Raw genomic sequence first — 19,028 nt, forward strand, 5'->3', positions numbered from 1 at the left:
TTACTCGATGACGACCAGCGGCTCGCCATATTCGACCGGCTGAGCATCGTCCACCAGGATGCGGGTGACGGTGCCGGAGCGGTGCGCCGGAATCTGGTTCATGGTCTTCATCGCCTCGATGATGAGGACGGTCTGACCTTCCGACACCTTGGCGCCCACTTCCACGAAGGCCGGCTTGCCCGGTTCGGGGGCGCGATAGGCAGTGCCGACCATGGGCGAGGTCAGCGTGCCCGGATTGGCGGCGAGGTCTTCGGCCTTGGCCGGCGCAGCGGCGGGAACGGAACCGGCCGGAGCGCTCGGCGCCGCCGCGGGCGGGGCCATATATTGCATCGGAGCGGGCGCATAGGCAGGCGCCTCGTTCGGATAGGACCGGGTGACGCGGACCCGCAGATCGTCCTGCTCGATCTCGATCTCGGCAAGGTTTTCCTTGTTGAGCAGTTCGGCAATGGCGCGGATCAGGTCCTGATCCACCGATGACTTCGTCATTTCTATCGGTCTCCCGGCTTCGCGCGTCGAAGCGTTATTTGAGTTTTTGGGCCAAGGCTTCCAGGGCAAGTTTATACCCCAGGCTGCCAAAGCCGCAAATGACGCCGAAGGCGACCGACGACACATAGGAATGGTGCCGGAACGCTTCGCGCTGATGAATATTGGTGAGGTGGACTTCGGCGACCGGCAGGTTCACGGCCCGCAGGGCATCGTGAATGGCAACCGAAGTATGCGAATAGGCCGCCGGATTGATCAGGATGCCATCCGCGGTCTTGCGGGCATCCTGGATCCAGGTGACCAATTCGCCTTCATGATTGGACTGGCGGAAATCGATGCTGAGACCCAATTCGCCAGCCGCTGACTTGCACAGGGCTTCCACGTCCTTGAGCGTTTCCGAGCCATAGGTGCCCGGCTCGCGTGTGCCGAGCAGGTTGAGGTTCGGGCCGTTGAGGACGAGAACGCGTTTGGTCATGATCCAAGCCTTGTGCACCGGCGATTTTGGCCGGCGCAAGGGCGGTTACACGAAATGCACCGGAAATGCCAGCAATGTGCTGACCTAACTGCACTGCGTGCTGCCGCAGGCGCGCATATTGGCGATGCGGCTGCGCAGCTCGTCGGCCCCGATCGCACCGGGAATGACCTCGTTACCGATGATGTAGGTCGGGGTGCCGGTAATGCCCAGCGCCTGGGCGATTTCGTAGGAACCCTGGATGGTGCGGGCCACATTTTCCTCACCCATGCGCAATTCGAGATCGACCTGCGAAAGCCCCTGTTCCGCGGCGGCCTGCAGGGCAATTGCCTTGTCCACCTTACCCCGGCTGGAGAACAGCGCCTGATGGAAAGCCCAGTAATCGGCGTCGGTCCGGCTGACCAGGACGCCCACCCGCGCGGCGTCGATGGATTCGTTGGAAAGAATGGGGAATTCCTTGAGGATGACCTTGAGATTGGGGTCCTCCGCGATCAGCGCCGCCAGGTCCGGCACCGCCGCGCGGCAATAGCCGCAATTATAGTCGAAGAACTCCACCAGGGTGACGTCGCCATCCGGATTGCCGATCACGATCTGGTCGGGCGCGTTGAAAATGGCGTCGCGGAATTCGGCCATGGCCACCTGGGTCCGTTCCTGTTCCTCGACGCGTAGCGTGTCCTCCAGCGCGACCGAGAGCCGCTGGAGCAGCTTGGGATCGCTCATCAGATAGTCTTCGATCATCGGATTGAGGACGGTTGGGTCGAGCGCCGCGACCTGCGGCGCCTCGGGGGCGGGCTGCTCGGCGAGAACCTGTTCCACGATGGCGCGCACCGCCACCGCATCGGTTTCCGGCTTGGGCTGGTTCAGGAGGGAAAAGCCCAGGGCTCCGGCGAGAATGCCGGCGACAGCGGCCAGCACGATGGGAAGGCGGTTCATGAAAGGCTCCGTCGAGTCGTCGGGCTGTTCTAGCAGACCTGGACCCAAACGTGCAGCCGCTTGTCGGCGGCCGGTTTGCCGCGCCATCAATTGTTGTTGAGACGGGCGGCGCTTCGGGCTAGTCCCAAAGGGAAACACCGGAGCCCCCATGAATACGAATGCGCCTGACGGCCTGATGCCCTTCTTTGCCATGGACATCCTCAAGCGTGCCAAGGCGCTGGAAGGGCAGGGGCGCAGCATCTGCCACCTGGAAATAGGCGAGCCGGGCGCGCCGCCGGCGCCGCGCGTCATCGAGGCGGTGCAGCGCGCCCTGCCGCAGCCGCAGGGCTACACCAATGCCAAGGGCCTGACGGAGCTGCGGGAGGGGCTGGCGGCCTATTATGAACGCCAGCATGGCCTCTCCGTCGATCCGGACTTGATCATGGCGACGATGGGCTCTTCGGCCGGATTCATCCTGGCCTTCCATGCCGCGTTCAAGCCGGGCGCGCGCATCGCCATCACGCGGCCGGGCTATCCGGCCTATGTGAATACGCTCCTCGGCCTTGGCTTCGGCATTGCCGAAATCCCGGTCAAGGCCGCGAATGGCTGGCACCTGACCGGCGCCGACATCGCGGCCGCTCATGCCAGGCAGCCCTTTGACGGCCTGCTTTTCGCCAGTCCGGCCAATCCCACCGGCGCCGCTTTGGACCGGGCCGGGCTGGCCGATATCGTGCAGACCTGCGCGCGGCTGGGCGTCACCTTGATTTCCGACGAGATTTACCACGGCCTCGATTATCGCGGGCCCTCGGTGAGCGCGCTGGAGCTGACGCGCGACGCCATCATCATCAACAGCTTCTCCAAATATTACTGCATGACCGGCTGGCGCATCGGCTGGATGGTTCTGCCCGAAGCGCTGATCCGGCGCGCCGAAATCCTGCAGCAGAACCTGTTCATCTCCGCGCCGACCCTGAGCCAGATCGCCGCGACGGCGGCACTGGAGGAGCGCGACTATTCCGAGGAGCAGAAGGCAAGCTACGCCGCAAACCGGCAGGTGCTGACAGAGGGCCTGCGGGACATCGGCTTTGACCTGCCGGCCTCCGGGGATGGCGCCTTTTACGCCTATGCCGGGATCGGAAAATTCTCCAACGATTCCATGCAATTCTGCGAAACCATGCTGGAACAGGCCGGGGTCGCGGCCACCCCGGGCATCGACTTCGACCGCACGGACGGCAATGGCTATGTGCGGTTCAGCTATGCGGGCACGAGGGCGTCCATCGAACAGGCGTTGGAGCGCTTGCAGCTCTTTGTCAGGGCGGGCGGACCCTGATGGCCGTGGTGGCAGACCTGGAATGAAAAGGGCGGCCGGAGGGCCGCCCTTTTCATGTCTGGAAGATGTCGTCGAACCACGAGATTGGCACATCGAAAGCCGAGTGTCGCGACCTCACCCTTCGACAGGTTCAGGATGAGGTCCATTCATGGCTCGGCTCAGGAGTGAACCATTCTAGCCGAGGCCGAGGCGGCGCTGCCACCAGCCGACTTTTTTCTTCTTTTCCGGCTCGGCTCCGTCTTCGGCTGCCGCTTCCGCGACAGCCTCGGCGGGCGCGGCGCTGGAAGTCACCACCACGCCTTCGGGCGGCAATTCCTTCTTCACGCGGCGGGTTCGCGCCGGCTTCTTTTCCTCGGCCGGCGGCGCTTCGGCGGCCGATGTCTCGGCGGGCGCGGCTTCAGCGACAGCGGCCTCCGGCGCCGCTTCAGCCGGCTCGGCCTTCTTGCGGGTCCGCGGCTTGCGCTTGGGCTTTTCCTCGGCGGCGGCTTCGGCGGGCGCCTCGGCTACAGCTTCCACCGGCGTGGTTTCGGCCGGTGCCGATTCCTCGGTCTCTGCGACCTTCTTGCGGCGGCTCCGCTTGGGCTTTTCGGCCGGCACGGGCTCGGTCGGCGCTGCGTCCTCGACGGGCTCGGGGGCCGGTTCCAGCTCGACATGATCGACAATCGCATCGGCCGGTGCCTCGACGGCGGCCTCGATGCCGGCGCCTTCACCATTCTCGCGACGATTGCGGCGTCCGCCACGGCGGCCACGCCGACGGCGGCGGCGCTGCTCGCCGTCTCCATCGCCATCGCCCTCGGCGGCCCGCGGCGTCGCGGCATCATCGGCATCGCCGTCCTCGTCGTCGCCGGCGGCGGCTTCGACCTCGCCATTGGCCTCATGGGCCGGCTGCGCACCGGCTTCGCCATTGCGGCCACCGCGACGGCGGCGGCGCCGGCGACGGCGGCCATTGCCTTCTCCATCGCCGCCTTCGGCGCGGGCTTCGGTTTCCTCGGCCTCTTCGACCTCGACCTCTTCCTCGTCGGCATCCTCGATCACGGCGCTGTCGACACGCACATGGGCGGCGGCGCGCTGGTCGGCATAGGCGGAGACGCGGGCCTCGCCCTTTTCGATCTGGAACTGGTGGCCGGTCAGCTTGCCATCGGCGGTGATGGTGATCGACAGGCTGTTGCGGATTTCAAGCTGCGTCAGGGTCTCGCGCTTGAAATTGAGGATATAGAGCGCGACTTCCACCGGCACGCGCACATTGATCGACTGGCCCTGCTTGCGCAGCACGTGATCCTCGATATGGCGCATGATCATCAGCGCCAGGCTTTCGGTGGAGCGCACCAGGCCCGTGCCCTCGCAGACCGGGCACTTGTGGGTCGAGCTCTCCACGACGCCGAAGCGGATGCGCTGACGGCTCATTTCCATGAGGCCGAAATGGGAGATGCGGCCCACCTGGATGCGGGCGCGATCGTCCTTGAGGCAATCCTTGAGCTTGCGCTCCACCGCCCGGTTGGAACGGTTCTCCATCATGTCGATGAAGTCGATGACGATGAGGCCGGCCAGGTCGCGCAGGCGGAGCTGGCGCGCCACTTCCTCGGCGGCTTCCAGATTGGTCTGGAGCGCGGTGTCCTCGATATTGTGCTCCTTGGTGGAGCGGCCCGAATTGACGTCGATCGAAACCAGCGCCTCGGTCGGGTTGATGACGATGTAGCCGCCCGAGGGCAGGGTCACTACCGGCGAGAACATCTGGTCGAGCTGGTTCTCGACGCCGAACTTGGAAAAGAGCGGCTGCTCCTCGCCATAGGGCTTCACGTTCTTGGCGTGGGACGGCATGATCATCTTCATGAAGTCCTTGGCCTCGCGATAGGCGTTTTCGCCCGCCACCAGAACTTCGTCGATGTCCTTGTTATAGAGATCGCGGATCGTGCGCTTGATCAACGAACCTTCCTCGTAGACGAGGCAGGGCGCCTGGCTCTGCAGCGTCAGCGTGCGGACGCTTTCCCACAGGCGCATCAGATATTCGAAGTCGCGCTTGACCTCAGCCTTGGTGCGCGAGGCGCCGGCCGTGCGCAGGATCACGCCCATGCCCTGCGGCACTTCGAGATCGGCGGTGATTTCCTTGAGCCGCTTGCGGTCGGCCGCATTGGTGATCTTGCGGGAAATGCCGCCGCCACGGGCGGTGTTCGGCATCAGCACCGAATAGCGGCCGGCCAGCGAGAGATAGGTGGTCAAGGCCGCGCCCTTGTTGCCACGCTCTTCCTTGACCACCTGCACCAGCATGACCTGGCGGCGCTTGATGACTTCCTGGATCTTGTACTGGTGACGGCGCTGCTGGCTGGAGCGGCGGCGCTCCGGCACTTCCTCGAGCGCGTCGGCGCCACCGATGGATTCCACCGGTTCGCTGTTGGCGGGGGCCTGCTCGATATGGCTGGCATCGCCCGGCTCCTGAGGATCGGCTTCGGCGTCCGGCTCCGTCACGCCCTCGGGCAGGGAGATATGCTCGTCGCTATCGTCGTGGTGCTCGTCCTCGTGCTCCTCATCGCGCAGCAGGGCTTCGCGGTCGGCGACCGGGATCTGGTAATAATCGGGGTGGATTTCGCTGAAAGCGAGAAAGCCGTGGCGATTGCCGCCATATTCGACAAAGGCTGCCTGCAGGCTGGGTTCGACCCGGGTTACCTTCGCCAGGTAGATATTGCCCCGCAATTGGCGGCGGGTCGCCGATTCGAAGTCGAATTCCTCAAGCCGGTTACCTGCGGTAACGACAATCCGTGTTTCTTCCGGGTGGATGGCATCCACCAGCATTCTCTTGGTCGCCATAATGAGCTCCGCGCACCCGCGCGCCGACAAGGGGACGCCGGATAGGCGGCATCCTGGGTGTGGCGCATTGCGGGGCGAATGGGTTGAGTGTTGAAGGGCGCGAACCTCTCACGTTCAGCGCCTGTATAATGATGGTCAGAGCCGGCATTGTGGGCGATGCAAAGCGGCAATCGGTATCTTCGATCGCGTCGCGTATACTCCGCCTGCGGGCCATTTGACCTCTTCCTATTGGGTGGCCGGAAAGTCCCGCCACCGTCCGGCCCTGAGGCCGAAATTCTTCAAGTCGGGCGCTAAAACCGCAACGTCCTTCCTGGACCGAGCCGCCTGTCGCGGCACATTCCAGCTCTGTCTCGGACCAAGGGAGGGTTGTCAGAGCCTCCAAAATTGATCGCGAAACACACGCGCCTTCACCTCTAGCGTGTAAGAAAGTTGCGCCGGAATGGCAACAGGAAAGTCAAAAGCCGGGGAGGAGTGCGGATTTGAACGGTCATTTCTTTGCCATGAACGCAAATCATCGCATAAGGGCGTGCTGCCGCAGAATCGCCGCTTGAGCGCGGCATGCCGATGCCATTGAAATGCAGGAGCCGGGTCGCGTCTTGCCCACCACCATTCTGACACGATGCCTGCTGTTCCTGGTGGTGCTCCTGGCTTTCGCCGGCCCGGTCCATGCGCAGGACGGCGCGACCCCGCCGGCGCTTCCCAATGTCATCGATGCGCGCATCACCGCGACACCCGAGCGGGCGCGCCTGGTGATCGACCTGGCCGCGCGCACCGAATTCTCCTTCGTCTCGCTCGATGAGCCGGATCGGCTGGCCATCGATGTGCGCGCCGGCACCTTCTCGGTGCCCGAAACGGAAGGCGCGCCCTCGGGGGAGGGTATGATCTCCGGCTATGTCATCGAACAGGCGGCGCCGGACCGCGTGCGCACCACGCTGACGCTGTCCGCGCCGGCCCAGGTGCAGCAGGCCTATGTGCTCGATCCCTTCGACGGCCAGCCCGCCCGGCTGGTGGTCGACATCATTCCGGCGACGGCCGAGGAATTCGCCGCCAATGCGGAACGGGATCGCACCGCCTCGGCCAATGCGGGCCCGGCCGCCGTGTCCACGCCCGCCGGCGGGTCCGAACTGCCCATCGCCACGCGGCCGCTGGTGGTGATCGATCCGGGCCATGGCGGCATCGACAGCGGCGCCGAGACACCCGACGGCATCCGCGAAAAGGACATCGTGCTCGCCTTCTCGAAGCGGCTGCAGGAATTGCTGGTGGAATCGGGGCGGTTCGACGTGGCGCTGACGCGCGAAACCGACACCTATCTGCGGCTGGAGGAGCGCGTGGCCCTGGCGCGCAACAACAAGGCCGACCTGCTGATCTCGATCCATGCCGATAGTTTCCAGCAGCCCGAAATCCGTGGCGCCAGCGTCTATACGCGCGACGAGAACGCCACGGACGTTCTGGACAAGGTGCTGGCCGACACCGAAAACCGCTCCGACGTGATCGCCGGTTTCGTCATGCCGCAAATCGGGCCGGCAGCCATCGATATCCTGCTCGACCTGATGCGGCGCGAAATGCGCGTCCAATCCTTCATGGCGGCGCAATCCATCGTGCATCAGCTCGAACCCAGCGTGGCGCTGCGTCGTTTTCCGGTGCGCCAGGCTGACTTTTTCGTGTTGCAGGCGCCCGACGTGCCCTCTGTGCTGGTGGAACTGGGCTTCATGTCCAATCCCCGCGATGTCGCCAATCTGACGCAATCGGATTGGCGCGACCGCACCGCCGAGGCCATTGCGCGCGGGATTTCGACCTATTTCGACACCTTGAAGGAAGAGCCATGAACCGCGCCGCGCCGGCTCTGCCCCGAGGTAAAATGATCAACGTCGCGCTCCGGTTCTGTTATTCTGCCGGGCGGGTCGCCGCTGATATGGCGCGAGGTCGCTGATGTTTCGTCTGCTCGGCTGGCTGTTCGGATTTGGCATGTTCATGGCGCTGGCCGGCGTCGCGGTCACGGGCGTCTACCTGGCGACGGTGACGGCGCAATTGCCCGATTATACCGTGCTCAAGGATTACCAGCCGCCGGTGACCACGCGCGTTCATGCCGCCGACGGTACGCTGCTGGCCGAATATGCGCGCGAGCGGCGCCTGTTCCAGCCGGTGGAAACCATTCCGCCCCTGGTGGTCCAGGCCTTCCTCTCCGCGGAGGACAAGGATTTCTACAATCATAGCGGCATCGCCATCGATGGGGTGATCCGCGCCCTGCGCGACAACCTGCTGGCGCGGCTCGACGGCAACAATGCCATCCAGGGCGGTGGCTCCTCGATCACCCAGCAGGTCGCCAAGAACTTCCTGCTGACCTCCGAACAGACCTGGGATCGCAAGATCCAGGAAGCGGTGCTGGCGCTGCGGATCGAGTCCACCTTCACCAAGGACAAGATCCTGGAGCTTTATCTCAACGAGATTTTCCTCGGACTCAATTCATACGGCGTCGCCGCCGCCGCGCTCAATTATTTCGACAAGGCGCTCTACCAACTGACCCTGCCGGAAGCCGCCTATATTGCCGCGCTGCCCAAGGGGCCGAACAATTACCATCCGTTCCGCCGCCCGCAGCAGGCCATCGAGCGCCGCAATTGGGTGATCGATCGCATGGTCGAGAACGGCTATGTGAGCCCCGAGGAAGCGGCCGCCGCCAAGGAGGCGCCGCTCAACGTCATCCCGCGCAGCAGCGGCAGCCAGGTCTATTCGGCCGAATATTTCACCGAAGACGTGCGCCGCGCCCTGGCGCGGCTCTATGGCGAAGACCAGCTTTATGGCGGCGGCCTGTCGGTGCGCACCACGCTGGAGCCGCGCCTGCAGGAATATGCGCGCCGCGCGCTGATGGACGGGCTGATCGCCTACGATCATACGCGCGGTTTCCGCGGCCCGGTCGCCAGCGTGGAGCTGGGCGAGGATTGGGGCACCGCCGTCGCCGCCATCAAGCCGCTGAGCGACGTGCCGGAATGGCAATTGGCCGTGGTGCTGGAGGCGGGCAATAACCAGGCCCGTATCGGCCTGCGCCCGGAAAGCGACGTCGATGGCGGCTTTTCACCCGAGCGGGTGGAAGGCACTTTGTCCGGCCCCGAGATCAAATGGGTCTCGCGCCCGGTGCAGGACATCCTCAAGGCTGGGGATGTGGTTTATGTGTCGCCGGTGGCCGGCAAGGACGGCGTCTATACGCTCGAACAGGTGCCGGAAGTCGAAGGCGCGCTGGTCGCCATGGATCCGCGCACCGGTCGCGTCCTGGCCATGGTCGGCGGCTTCTCCTTCGCCGAAAGCGAATTCAATCGCGCGACGCAGGCCCTGCGCCAGCCCGGCTCGTCCTTCAAGCCGATCGTCTATGCGGCGGCGCTCGACAATGGCTATACGCCGGCCTCCGTCGTCCTCGACGCGCCCATCGAAGTGCGCATGAGCGATGGCTCGGTCTGGCGGCCCGAAAACTACGCGCAGGAATTCTACGGCCCGCAGACGCTGCGCCGTGGCATCGAGCGCAGCCGCAATGTCATGACTGTGCGCCTGGCGCGCGATATCGGCATGCCGCTGATTGCCGATTATGCGCGGCTATTCGGCATTTACGACGATATGCAGCCGGTGCTGGCCATGTCGTTGGGCGCCGGCGAAACCACGGCCATGCGCATGACCGCCGCCTATGCCACCATCGCCAATGGCGGCCGCAAGATCGTGCCGACGCTGATTGACCGCATCCAGGACCGCTATGGCAAGACCGTCTATCGGCACGACGAGCGTGTCTGCGAGGGGTGCCAGGCGACTGATTGGCACGGGCAGGGGGAACCGCGCATTCTCGACAATCGCCAGCAGGTGCTGGACCCGATGACCGCCTACCAGATCACCTCGATGATGGAAGGCGTGGTGCAGCGCGGCACCGGCACCGCCGCAAGGGCCCTCAACCGGCCCGTGGCCGGCAAGACCGGCACCACCAACGATTACAAGGATGCCTGGTTCGTCGGCTTCACGCCGGAACTGGCCGTGGGCGTCTATGTCGGCTACGACCAGCCACGCTCCATGGGCTCGGCCTCGACCGGCAGCGGCATGGCCGTGCCGATCTTCACCAATTTCATGGCCAAGGCCTTGCAGGGCAAGCCACCGACGCCGTTCAACGTGCCGAGCGGCATGACCACGGCCTGGGTCAATCCCAATAGCGGGGTCAAGGCCTTCGAGGGCGAATCCGCCATCCGCGAGGCGTTCAAGCCGGGCACCGGACCGAATCTGGTGACCTCGGTGATCGGTATCGACACCGCCGCCTATGACGCCTATCAGCGCGACCTGCTGATGCAGCAGCAATATGGCTCCGGCATCAGCACCACGCAGCCGAGCGGCAACGGAACTTTCCTGGCTCCCGGGCTCGGCCGCAGCCGCTGGCAATAGCCGGCGCCTTTTGCGTGCGATCCCGTCCAAGCCAGTTGCGCGGATCAATCGGGTAGGCTAGGAACCGGCCCGTGCCCCTCTGGCGGAATGGTAGACGCAGAGGACTCAAAATCCTCCGCCGCGAGGCGTGCCGGTTCGAGTCCGGCGGGGGGCACCATTCCCGAAATCGCTATCGTTCAGGCGCCGAGCCACAGGCGCATGAGATAGACCGTGAGCACGCCGCCTGCCATGGCGGCGAAGAGGTTGCGCGACAGCACGAAGATCGTGCCGGTCGCCACCGCGGCGACCACTTCCGCCATGCTGCCCGTGACCAGGGCCGGGGCCACCAGGGCCGCGAGCACCGCGCCCGGAATGTGCTTCAGCCAGGCGGCGGCGAAGCCTTCGCGCGGCAGGCGATCGGCCAGCAACAGCCCGCTGGCCTTGACGGCGATGGTGGCGAGCGCCATGCCGAGGATGGCAATGACGGCTTCAGGCGAGGTGTACACGCTTGCGGACCTCCAGGATGGCGCCGGCCACGCTGCCGACGATGCCGCCGACCAGGATATGCCAATTGCCTTCGACAAAATGCGCGGTGGCGATGGCGGCGAGCGCCGCGACCAGCCAGGGCACGAGATCGGCCTTGCCCTTCCACATGCCCAGCAGCAGCGCCAGGAACGTCGCGGTAAAGGCGAAATCGAGCCCCCAGCGCGTCGGATCGTCGATGGCAGAGCCCAAGCCGTAACCGATGACATTGGTGCTCATCCACGAAATCCAGGCAAGCACGCCGCCGCCCATGAGAAAGGCGACGGAACCGCCGCCGCGCGCCATGGCGGCCACGGTCATGGCCCAGTTCTCGTCGGTGACCAGATACATGCCGAGCGCGCCGCGCAGCAATTGTCCGTCACGATAGAGCGGTCGCAGCGTGGCGGTCAGCAGCAGGTAGCGCAGATTGACGATGAAGGCGGCGAGCACCAGCGGGCCGATCGGCAGGCTGGCCGGCGTCGCGGTCCAGAGATCGAGCGCGACGAATTGCGCCGCCCCGGCAAAGACCAGCCCGCTCATCATCAGCACTTCCAAGAGGCTGAGGCCGGCGCCGCGCGCCAACACGCCCCAGACCAGCCCATAGGCGGCCACCGAAATGGCGACGGGCAGGCAGGCGCGGGCACCAGCCAGGAATTGTTCTCTAGGGGAATCGGCGAGGGCGGCAAATTGAGACATGGAGCACGTCTCTAGCACAGGGCAGGGTGGGATTGGCGATGACAAGTGGTGATGCGTCTCATCGCCGGCGCTGATGGCTGGAAGCGGCTCGATTGACGGTTTCGGGGCGGAGGCGTAGACAGGCCCGCAATGTCATTGCCAAGCCTCCAGCGCCCGTCCAGCCGGCACCTCGTCTTCGGGGTGTGAACAGGTCCCTCCGGCGGTCTGAATATTGCTCAGCCCATGCCGGCCCCGGGGACGAGTGCCGTGACGTGCCCTGACAAGTTTCTCTGGAGCGTTTCCATGAATCCCGATTCGACCCGCCCCCTCTGGCAGCGGTTCAGCCTGTTCCTCATCCCGCTCATGGCCTCGAATATCCTTCAGGCCCTTTCGGGAACCTTCAATTCCATCTTCATCGGCCAGATGATCGGCGTCGAGGCTCTGGCGGCGCTCGCCACCTTCTTCCCGATCCTGTTCTTCCTGATCAGCTTCATCATCGGCTTGTCGGCCGGCTCGACGATCCTGATCGGCCAGGCCTGGGGCGCCAGGAATATCGACCGCGTCAAGGCGGTTACCGGCACTTCCATGAGCGCCGCCTTCGCGCTTGGCCTCGTGGTGGCGCTGATCGGCGGTATCTGGATCGAGGACATCATGGCGCTGCTCGGCGCCCCGGACAATATCCGCGACATGGCGGTCGGCTATGGCCGGATCATGTTCCTGGGCATGCCGGGCTTCTTTATCTTCCTCGTGGTCACCTCGATCCTGCGCGGCGTCGGCGACACCGTCACCCCACTCTTTTCGCTGATCCTGTCGATGATCGTGGGGGTGATCCTGACCCCGGCGCTGATCGAGGGCTGGTGGGGCCTGCCGCGCCTCGGCGTCAACTCTGCCGCCTGGGCCTTCATCGCCGGCTTCGTGGTGGTGCTGGTCTTCCTGTTCTTCTACATGCGGGCCCGCAAGTTGCCGCTGGCGCCGGACATGGCCATGCTGCGTTCGCTGAAGCCCGATTTCAAGCTCCTGGGGCTGATCCTCAAGCTCGGCATTCCCGCCGGCCTGCAAATGGTGGTGGCCTCGGTCGCCGGCATCGTCATCGTCGGCCTGGTCAACCGCTTCGGCTCCAATGCCACGGCGGCCTATGGCGCGCTGAACCAGGTGCTGAACTATGTGCAGTTTCCCGCCATGTCGATCGGCATCGCCACCTCGATCTTCGGGGCGCAGGCCATCGGCGCGCGCCGGCAGGACCAATTGGCCGAGATCACGCGCACCGCGCTGCTGATGAACCTGGTGATCACCGGCGCGCTGATCCTGCTCGCCTATCTGTTCAGCCAGCATCTGGTGGGCCTGTTCATCACCGATCCCGAAGTGGTGGACCTCACCGAATACCTGCTGCACATCGTGCTCTGGGCCATCCTGCCCTTCGGCTGGGGCGTGGTGTTCTCGGGAATGATGCGGGCCAGCGGTATGGTCTATGCGCCCATGCTCCTGGCTCTGGCCGCTATCCTGCTGATCGAGTTGCCCGGTGCCGTCTGGCTCAGCCAGACCAGCCTGGGCCTGGCCGGCATCTGGGTGGCCTATGCCGCCAGCTTCACCGGCATGTTCCTCATGCAGGCGGCCTGGTATCACTTCGTGTGGAAGCGCAAGGAAATCGTGGCGCTCGTCTGAGCGCCACGTCCATGCCCGTCAACGGGCCGATTTGGATTGAATAGGGAAACGGGCTAGCCGCCCAGCATCATGCGCACGGCGCGCCGGCCACCCGGGGCAAAGACGTCGATTTCGACATTGACCGGGTCTTGGGCCATGCGCCTTGTGCGGGCCGACAGCGCCATGACCACGGCGAGCATGTCGCCTACCGAACGGCGCTGGCGCGGCAGCATGCGCTGCGTCATGCCGGACAACGCCTTGTTGCGGGCGCTGGCATCGGGGGCGGCGAGGGGAGAACGGCCGATGAAATTGGCCAGTTCGACGAGAGCGCTGCGGTCACTCATTGGGCTACTCCGTACACAAGCACCAATCTTTGCTTCCCCGTGGATCGCCCGGGGCGATCCGCTCAGCCCGGCCGGCGGTTGATCCGCCGTACCGGAAGGGCTGACTAGCCCTGCATCGCCAGACAGGCGAGGTTCTGGTCTTTCAACCGGTCGCACATCGTGGTCGCCGCATTGCGGTCGCCGAAGCCGACGAACCGGGCGCGGTAGAAGATCTGGCCATTCTTCTCGAAGCGCTCGACATAGGAGCGGAAGTCGCCCAGCGAACCGACCTTGCCGGCGGCGTCGGACAGCATGGACCGCGCGCTTTCCTCCGAGGGACCGGCGCCGATCTGGACGATCCAGGCTCCGGCGGGCGCGGCGTCGGCGGTCTGCACGGAACCCGAATGCATCAGGTCGACCGGCTGCCCAGCGGCGTCGTTATTGACCTCGCCCGGCGGCAGCAGGGGCGAGGAGGGCGCCGTCTGGCCCAGGGCGGCCGGCGGCGCGCCCAGATTGTAGGTTTCGCTCAGCCAGGCGCCGATGACGTCCTCGTTCGGATAGATCGGCTGTGCCTGCGTGGGCGCGGCCAGGACATTGGCGGCCTGCACGGCCGGGGCCAGGCCGAGATCGGTGGGCACCGGCGTGGGCATGGCAGGGGTCGCCGAGGCGACCGCGACCTGCGGCTGGGCGCCATTGCCGGCCACCAATTGTGCCAGGCGGAATTCCGGCATCGGGGTGGGCATGGCGAAGGTGGGCTTGCGCGGCTGGGCCAGCGCGAACTGGGTATTGCCCTGCCGGCCCGGCACCGGAACCATGGCCGTCTGCAGGTAATCGCCGCGGCGGCCCTTGGAGAGATAGGAGGAAACGAGCTGGCGGACCTTTTCGTCGCGCGAGGCGGCGGAATTGAAGCCGAAGGCCACGATGACGATGTGGCGGTTGTCCTTGCGGGCGGCGGTCAGCAGGTTGGAGCCGGCGGCGTTGATATAGCCCGTCTTGATGCCGTCGACGGCGCCCATATAGCCCAGGACGCGGTTGTGATTGCCATAGGTCTTGCCGCCGTAGCGGAAGCTAGTGGTCTGGAAATACTCGTAATATTGCGGGAAATGCTGGTAGATCGCGATGCCCAGGATGGCCTGGTCGCGCACCGTGGTCACCTGGCCGCCATCGGGCAGGCCCGAGGCATTGCGATAGGTGGTGCTGCTCATGCCCATGGCGCGGGCCGTGGCGGTCATGCGCTCGGCGAACTTGCTTTCCGTGCCCGAAATATGCTCGGCGATAACGCGGGCCATGTCATTGGCCGACAGCGTTACCAAGGACTTGATGGCATCTTCTACCGAAATGGTCGAACCAGCGCGCAGCCCCAATTTCGTCGGCACGGCCGAGGCGGCGTGGCGGGAAACGGTCATTTTGGTGGAGAGGCTGAGATTGCCGGCCTGGAGTTCCTGGAACAGCACGTAGAGCGTCATCACCTTGGCGACGGAGGCCGGGTAACGCCTTGAATCGGCTTGCTCTTCGTACAAAATCTTGCCGGATTTCGCATCGACGACGATGCCGGCATATTTGCGCAGGTTTTCGATGGCCTGTGCGGGCGCCGCAGCGGAAAGGCCGAGCGCGAACACGAGGAAGAAGGCTGCGACGGCGCGCGGAAACGCAATGCGCCAGGGGGTCTTCGCCAGGGAAATCACCCGGTACTCCAATTACTTACTCGGGCAACACAGCCCGTACGCAACTCGTTTGACGCGGCAATGCTTCTGGTGTCCCCAAACCCCGAGGCATCGTCCTTTTTGTAAAATAGCGGTCCGCCGTTACCATTCCGTAAAATGCAAACAATTTGTGGCGCGAAGGGGCAATTGGGTAACAGACTGTTATCGCCGACCCTCACCGATGGGCAAAAACAGGGGCAAATCGGCCACTTGCCGCGCTCTCACATTTTCGGGATGGCTTGGCCCTTAACACCGGCCTGATTTTGCCTACATAATGGGTCCAACCTTGCTGCTTCGTTTTCTCCCAGGCGGCCTATGCCATGACCAAGACTCCCAATCTGCCCGCCCCGATCGTTCCGATGGTGACCCAGCCCGTGCCCTTTGTCGGCAAGGCCGGCCCGAAGGACGACGACGGGAGCCGCAAGGGCGGGGACGACGCCAATTTCGAAACCGGGACGGTGACCAAGACGCGTCCCAAAACCAAGAGGCCGAACCTGTACCGGGTTCTGCTGCTCAACGACGACTACACGCCGATGGAATTCGTCGTTCTGGTGCTGCAGGACGTCTTCAACAAGTCACGCGAAGACGCCATGCGCATCATGCTGCACGTGCACCAGAAGGGGGTGGGTGAGTGCGGCGTATATCCATACGAGGTCGCCGAAACCAAGGTGACGCGCGTTATGGATACGGCACGCAAGAACCAGCATCCGCTGCAATGCGTGATGGAAAAACAGTAGGAACATCATATGCCCTCATTTTCGCGCGGACTCGAAAAGGCCCTGCACCAGGCGATGAACCTGGCCCGTGAGCGCAACCATGAGTTCGCCACGCTCGAGCACCTCCTGCTGGCGCTGACCGACGACCGCGAGACGATCGCCGTGCTCACCGGCTGCGACGTCGATATCGATGCGCTCAAGAGCGACCTCGAAGATTTCATCAATGAAGAACTGGACAGCCTGATCGTCCAGAACGGCCAGGATGCGCGGCCCACGGCCGCCTTCCAGCGCGTGATCCAGCGCGCCGTTATCCATGTGCAATCCTCCGGCCGGGAAGAGGTGACGGGGGCCAATGTGCTCGTCGCCATCTTCGCCGAGCGCGAGAGCCATGCCGCCTATTTCCTCGAACAGCAGGACATGAGCCGGCTGGACGCGGTCAATTTCATCTCCCACGGCATCACCAAGTCCGGCCCCAGCGAGGAGCGCAAGGTGCGCGGGGCCGAGGACGGAGAGGCGGCCGGCGAGGCCGGGGAAGGCAAGAAGAGCTCGGCCCTGGCCGATTTCTGCGTCAACCTCAACGAGAAGGCCAAGGCCGGCAAGGTCGATCCGCTGATCGGCCGCGATCCCGAACTGCGCCGCACCATCCAGGTGCTGTGCCGCCGCAGCAAGAACAACCCGCTCTATGTTGGCGATGCCGGCGTGGGCAAGACCGCTATCGCCGAGGGCCTGGCCCGCAAGATCGTCGAGGGCGAGGTGCCCGAAGTGCTCAAGGAAGCGGTGATCTATGCGCTCGACATGGGCTCGCTCCTGGCCGGCACCCGCTATCGCGGCGATTTCGAGGAGCGGCTCAAGGCGGTGATGAAGGAACTCGAAAAGCAGCCCAATGCGGTCCTTTTCATCGACGAGATCCACACCATGATCGGCGCCGGCGCCACCTCTGGCGGCGCGCTCGATGCTTCCAACCTGCTCAAGCCCGCCCTGGCCAGCGGGGCGATCCGCTGCATCGGCTCGACCACCTATAAGGAATACCGGCAATTCTTCGAGAAGGACCGGGCCCTGGTCCGCCGCTTCCAGAAGATCGACGTCAACGAGCCCAGCGTTCCGGACGCCATCGAGATCGTGAAGGGCCTGCGCCCTTATTTCGAGGACTTCCACAAGATCAAGTACACGGACGATGCCCTCAAGGCCGCCGTGGAGCTGAGCGCGCGCTACATCACCGATCGCAAGCTGCCCGACAAGGCCATCGACGTGATCGACGAGACCGGCGCCAGCCAGATGCTGCTGCCCGAAGACCAGCGCAAGAAGCTGATCGACGTGGAGGATATCGAGACCACCATCGCCTCGATCGCCCGCATCCCGCCGAAATCGGTGTCGAAATCGGATGCCGAACTGCTTTCGGGCCTGGAACAGAGCCTGCGCACCGTGGTGTTCGGGCAGGATCAGGCGATCACCGCCCTGTCCTCGGCGATCAAGCTGGCCCGGGCCGGGCTGCGCGAACCGGAAAAGCCGATCGGCTCTTACCTCTTCACCGGCCCGACCGGCGTGGGCAAGACCGAGGTGGCCAAACAGCTCGCCGATACGCTCGGCGTCGAGCTGCTGCGCTTCGATATGTCCGAATATATGGAACGCCATACGATCAGCCGCCTGATCGGCGCGCCTCCGGGCTATGTCGGCTTCGACCAGGGCGGCCTTTTGACCGACGGCGTCGACCAGCACCCCCATTGCGTGGTGCTGCTGGACGAGATCGAAAAGGCCCATCCGGACCTCTACAACATCCTGTTGCAGGTGATGGACCACGGCAAGCTGACCGATCACAACGGCAAGGCGGTGGATTTCCGCAATGTCATCCTGATCATGACGTCGAATGTCGGCGCTGCCGAACTGGCCCGCGCGCCCATTGGCTTCGGCCGCAAGCGCGAGCAGGGGGACGACGAAGAGGCGATCAACCGCACCTTCAGCCCCGAATTCCGCAACCGGCTCGACGCCATCATCTCCTTCGCACCGCTGCCGCGCGAAGTGGTGCGCCGGGTGGTCGAGAAGTTCGTGCTGCAGCTCGAAGGCCAATTGGCCGAACGCGGCGTCACGATCAACCTTACCCCGGAAGCGGCCGATTGGCTGGCCGAGCACGGCTATGACGAACGCATGGGCGCCCGCCCGCTGGGCCGCGTGATCCAGGAGCACGTCAAGAAGCCGCTGGCCGACCAGGTTCTGTTCGGCGAACTGGTCAATGGCGGCAATGTCACCGTCGCCGTGGTCGGCGAGGGCTCGGACGCCCGGCTCGAACTGGTCGCGGTGCCCCCGCGCCCCGCCAAGCCCAAGGCCTTGCCCAAGCCGAAAAAGCCCAAGGCAACGGCGGAGAAGAACTGAGGATCGGAAGATTCGAAAAAGGCCGGGAGCGATCCCGGCCTTTTGTTTTGCCTGGCAATGTAACGCGGCGCCCTTGGGAAGGGCCCTCGGGTCAAGCCCGAGGGTGACGAGCGGTGGGTTGGAAGGGTGACGATCCGGGGGGGGGGGCTGTTTTCGGCGCTTCCCCATACAGTGCTCGTCACCCTCGCGCTTGACGCGAGGGTTCTTCACTTGGTGATGTCGACCCACAGGTCCCGCCAATCGGGATTTTTCTCTTCGATCAGCGCGATCTTCCACGCCCTCACCCAATGCTTGAGGTTCTTCTCCCGCTGAATAGCCAGCGGCACGGTTTCGTGCACGTCGAAATGCACCAATTGCTTGATGCCGTGCTCTTTGGTGTAGCCATCGGCCAGCCCCTCGCGATGTTCCCAGACCCGGCGGACTAGATCGTTCGTCACGCCGATATAGATTTTGCCGCGCGGATGATTTGCCAGGATGTACGTGTAGCCCGCCATGAGGAGATGGTTGGATGAAAGAACCCTCGGGTCAAGCCCGAGGGTGACGATCCGGGGTGGAGTGGGAGGGTGACGAGTGTGCGTGGGAGGAGACGAGTGCGTGGGGGGTGGGACGAGCGGCAGATGATGTGCAGCGGGTGGTAGCGTGCTGAAAGACAGCCTCACACACCGCTCGTCACCCTCGGGCTTGTATCGGTGAAGTCTG

Annotated in this window: 15 protein-coding genes and 1 tRNA gene; 7 read left to right on the top strand and 9 right to left on the bottom strand. The window is 64.5% G+C overall.

What is annotated here, in order from left to right:
* The 3 genes from accB to A3840_RS13220 form a co-directional block, all read right to left on the bottom strand.
* Positions 1–492 (bottom strand): acetyl-CoA carboxylase biotin carboxyl carrier protein, encoded by a 492-nt coding sequence (gene accB, locus A3840_RS13210; RefSeq protein ID WP_425388852.1) that lies wholly within the window; start codon positions 490–492, stop codon positions 1–3.
* 28 nt (positions 493–520) lie between these two features.
* Positions 521–958: a type II 3-dehydroquinate dehydratase gene (gene aroQ, locus A3840_RS13215; protein WP_067457558.1), complete on the bottom strand. Its 438-nt coding sequence runs from the start codon at positions 956–958 to the stop codon at positions 521–523.
* A gap of 84 nt (positions 959–1,042) precedes the next feature.
* Positions 1,043–1,888 (bottom strand): DsbA family protein, encoded by an 846-nt coding sequence (locus tag A3840_RS13220; protein ID WP_109442329.1) that lies wholly within the window; start codon positions 1,886–1,888, stop codon positions 1,043–1,045.
* Between the two features lie 148 nt (positions 1,889–2,036).
* Between A3840_RS13220 and A3840_RS13225 the strand changes: the two genes are divergently transcribed.
* Positions 2,037–3,194: a pyridoxal phosphate-dependent aminotransferase gene (locus A3840_RS13225; RefSeq protein WP_067457561.1), complete on the top strand. Its 1,158-nt coding sequence runs from the start codon at positions 2,037–2,039 to the stop codon at positions 3,192–3,194.
* Positions 3,195–3,368: 174 nt separating this feature from the next.
* On the opposite strand, the gene A3840_RS13230 is transcribed toward A3840_RS13225, so the two are convergent.
* Positions 3,369–5,996 carry an Rne/Rng family ribonuclease gene (locus A3840_RS13230; RefSeq protein WP_067457564.1) on the bottom strand — a complete coding sequence of 876 codons (2,628 nt, stop codon included), beginning with the start codon at positions 5,994–5,996 and terminating at the stop codon, positions 3,369–3,371.
* 596 nt (positions 5,997–6,592) lie between these two features.
* On the opposite strand from A3840_RS13230, the gene A3840_RS13235 reads away from it, so the two are divergent.
* From A3840_RS13235 to A3840_RS13245, 3 genes are all read left to right on the top strand, one after another.
* Positions 6,593–7,822: an N-acetylmuramoyl-L-alanine amidase gene (locus A3840_RS13235; RefSeq protein WP_165603186.1), complete on the top strand. Its 1,230-nt coding sequence runs from the start codon at positions 6,593–6,595 to the stop codon at positions 7,820–7,822.
* 103 nt (positions 7,823–7,925) lie between these two features.
* The gene (locus A3840_RS13240; RefSeq protein WP_082903885.1) at positions 7,926–10,403 is read left to right on the top strand and encodes a PBP1A family penicillin-binding protein; all 2,478 of its coding nucleotides are present in this window, start codon (positions 7,926–7,928) and stop codon (positions 10,401–10,403) included.
* 73 nt (positions 10,404–10,476) lie between these two features.
* Positions 10,477–10,560 (top strand) — tRNA-Leu (locus A3840_RS13245).
* A gap of 19 nt (positions 10,561–10,579) precedes the next feature.
* Here the strand turns inward: A3840_RS13245 and A3840_RS13250 are convergent.
* Together A3840_RS13250 and A3840_RS13255 are read right to left on the bottom strand one after the other, a co-directional pair.
* Positions 10,580–10,888, bottom strand: a complete 309-nt coding sequence (locus tag A3840_RS13250; RefSeq protein ID WP_082903886.1) for an AzlD domain-containing protein — start codon at positions 10,886–10,888, stop codon at positions 10,580–10,582.
* Positions 10,872–11,600, bottom strand: coding sequence for an AzlC family ABC transporter permease (locus A3840_RS13255; RefSeq protein ID WP_067457567.1), 729 nt, complete (start codon positions 11,598–11,600; stop codon positions 10,872–10,874). The genes A3840_RS13250 and A3840_RS13255 overlap by 17 nt, the downstream gene beginning before the upstream one ends.
* A 282-nt stretch (positions 11,601–11,882) precedes the next feature.
* Here A3840_RS13255 and A3840_RS13260 point away from each other — a divergent pair, with 282 nt between their 5' ends.
* The gene (locus tag A3840_RS13260) at positions 11,883–13,241 is read left to right on the top strand and encodes an MATE family efflux transporter (protein WP_067457570.1); all 1,359 of its coding nucleotides are present in this window, start codon (positions 11,883–11,885) and stop codon (positions 13,239–13,241) included.
* Between the two features lie 53 nt (positions 13,242–13,294).
* On the opposite strand, the gene A3840_RS13265 is transcribed toward A3840_RS13260, so the two are convergent.
* Together A3840_RS13265 and A3840_RS13270 are read right to left on the bottom strand one after the other, a co-directional pair.
* Positions 13,295–13,564, bottom strand: a complete 270-nt coding sequence (locus tag A3840_RS13265) for a hypothetical protein (protein ID WP_067457573.1) — start codon at positions 13,562–13,564, stop codon at positions 13,295–13,297.
* A 104-nt stretch (positions 13,565–13,668) separates the two neighbouring features.
* Positions 13,669–15,228 (bottom strand): serine hydrolase, encoded by a 1,560-nt coding sequence (locus tag A3840_RS13270; protein WP_165603187.1) that lies wholly within the window; start codon positions 15,226–15,228, stop codon positions 13,669–13,671.
* Between the two features lie 377 nt (positions 15,229–15,605).
* Between A3840_RS13270 and clpS the strand changes: the two genes are divergently transcribed.
* The gene (clpS, locus tag A3840_RS13275) at positions 15,606–15,983 is read left to right on the top strand and encodes an ATP-dependent Clp protease adapter ClpS (RefSeq protein WP_067457596.1); all 378 of its coding nucleotides are present in this window, start codon (positions 15,606–15,608) and stop codon (positions 15,981–15,983) included.
* A 9-nt stretch (positions 15,984–15,992) separates the two neighbouring features.
* Entirely contained in the window at positions 15,993–18,329 is a 2,337-nt protein-coding gene (gene clpA, locus A3840_RS13280) for an ATP-dependent Clp protease ATP-binding subunit ClpA (protein ID WP_067457575.1), read from the top strand.
* Positions 18,330–18,535: 206 nt separating this feature from the next.
* Here the strand turns inward: clpA and A3840_RS13285 are convergent, their stop codons facing one another.
* Entirely contained in the window at positions 18,536–18,823 is a 288-nt protein-coding gene (locus A3840_RS13285; protein ID WP_067457579.1) for a GIY-YIG nuclease family protein, read from the bottom strand.
* Between the last annotated feature and the right edge of the window lie 205 nt (positions 18,824–19,028).

It is taken from the genome of Devosia elaeis, assembly GCF_001650025.1.
GTDB classification, from domain to species: domain Bacteria; phylum Pseudomonadota; class Alphaproteobacteria; order Rhizobiales; family Devosiaceae; genus Devosia; species Devosia elaeis.

Excerpts from the sequence above, each read along its gene's own strand:
- A3840_RS13285 (WP_067457579.1), bottom strand. The coding sequence starts at position 18,823 with ATGGCGGGCTACACGTACATCCTGGCAAATCATCCGCGCGGCAAAATC.
- A3840_RS13240 (WP_082903885.1), top strand. The coding sequence starts at position 7,926 with ATGTTTCGTCTGCTCGGCTGGCTGTTCGGATTTGGCATGTTCATGGCG.
- A3840_RS13220 (WP_109442329.1), bottom strand. The coding sequence starts at position 1,888 with ATGAACCGCCTTCCCATCGTGCTGGCCGCTGTCGCCGGCATTCTCGCC.
- A3840_RS13225 (WP_067457561.1), top strand. The coding sequence starts at position 2,037 with ATGAATACGAATGCGCCTGACGGCCTGATGCCCTTCTTTGCCATGGAC.
- A3840_RS13255 (WP_067457567.1), bottom strand. The coding sequence starts at position 11,600 with ATGTCTCAATTTGCCGCCCTCGCCGATTCCCCTAGAGAACAATTCCTG.
- aroQ (WP_067457558.1), bottom strand. The coding sequence starts at position 958 with ATGACCAAACGCGTTCTCGTCCTCAACGGCCCGAACCTCAACCTGCTC.
- clpA (WP_067457575.1), top strand. The coding sequence starts at position 15,993 with ATGCCCTCATTTTCGCGCGGACTCGAAAAGGCCCTGCACCAGGCGATG.
- A3840_RS13265 (WP_067457573.1), bottom strand. The coding sequence starts at position 13,564 with ATGAGTGACCGCAGCGCTCTCGTCGAACTGGCCAATTTCATCGGCCGT.
- A3840_RS13230 (WP_067457564.1), bottom strand. The coding sequence starts at position 5,996 with ATGGCGACCAAGAGAATGCTGGTGGATGCCATCCACCCGGAAGAAACA.
- A3840_RS13260 (WP_067457570.1), top strand. The coding sequence starts at position 11,883 with ATGAATCCCGATTCGACCCGCCCCCTCTGGCAGCGGTTCAGCCTGTTC.
- clpS (WP_067457596.1), top strand. The coding sequence starts at position 15,606 with ATGGTGACCCAGCCCGTGCCCTTTGTCGGCAAGGCCGGCCCGAAGGAC.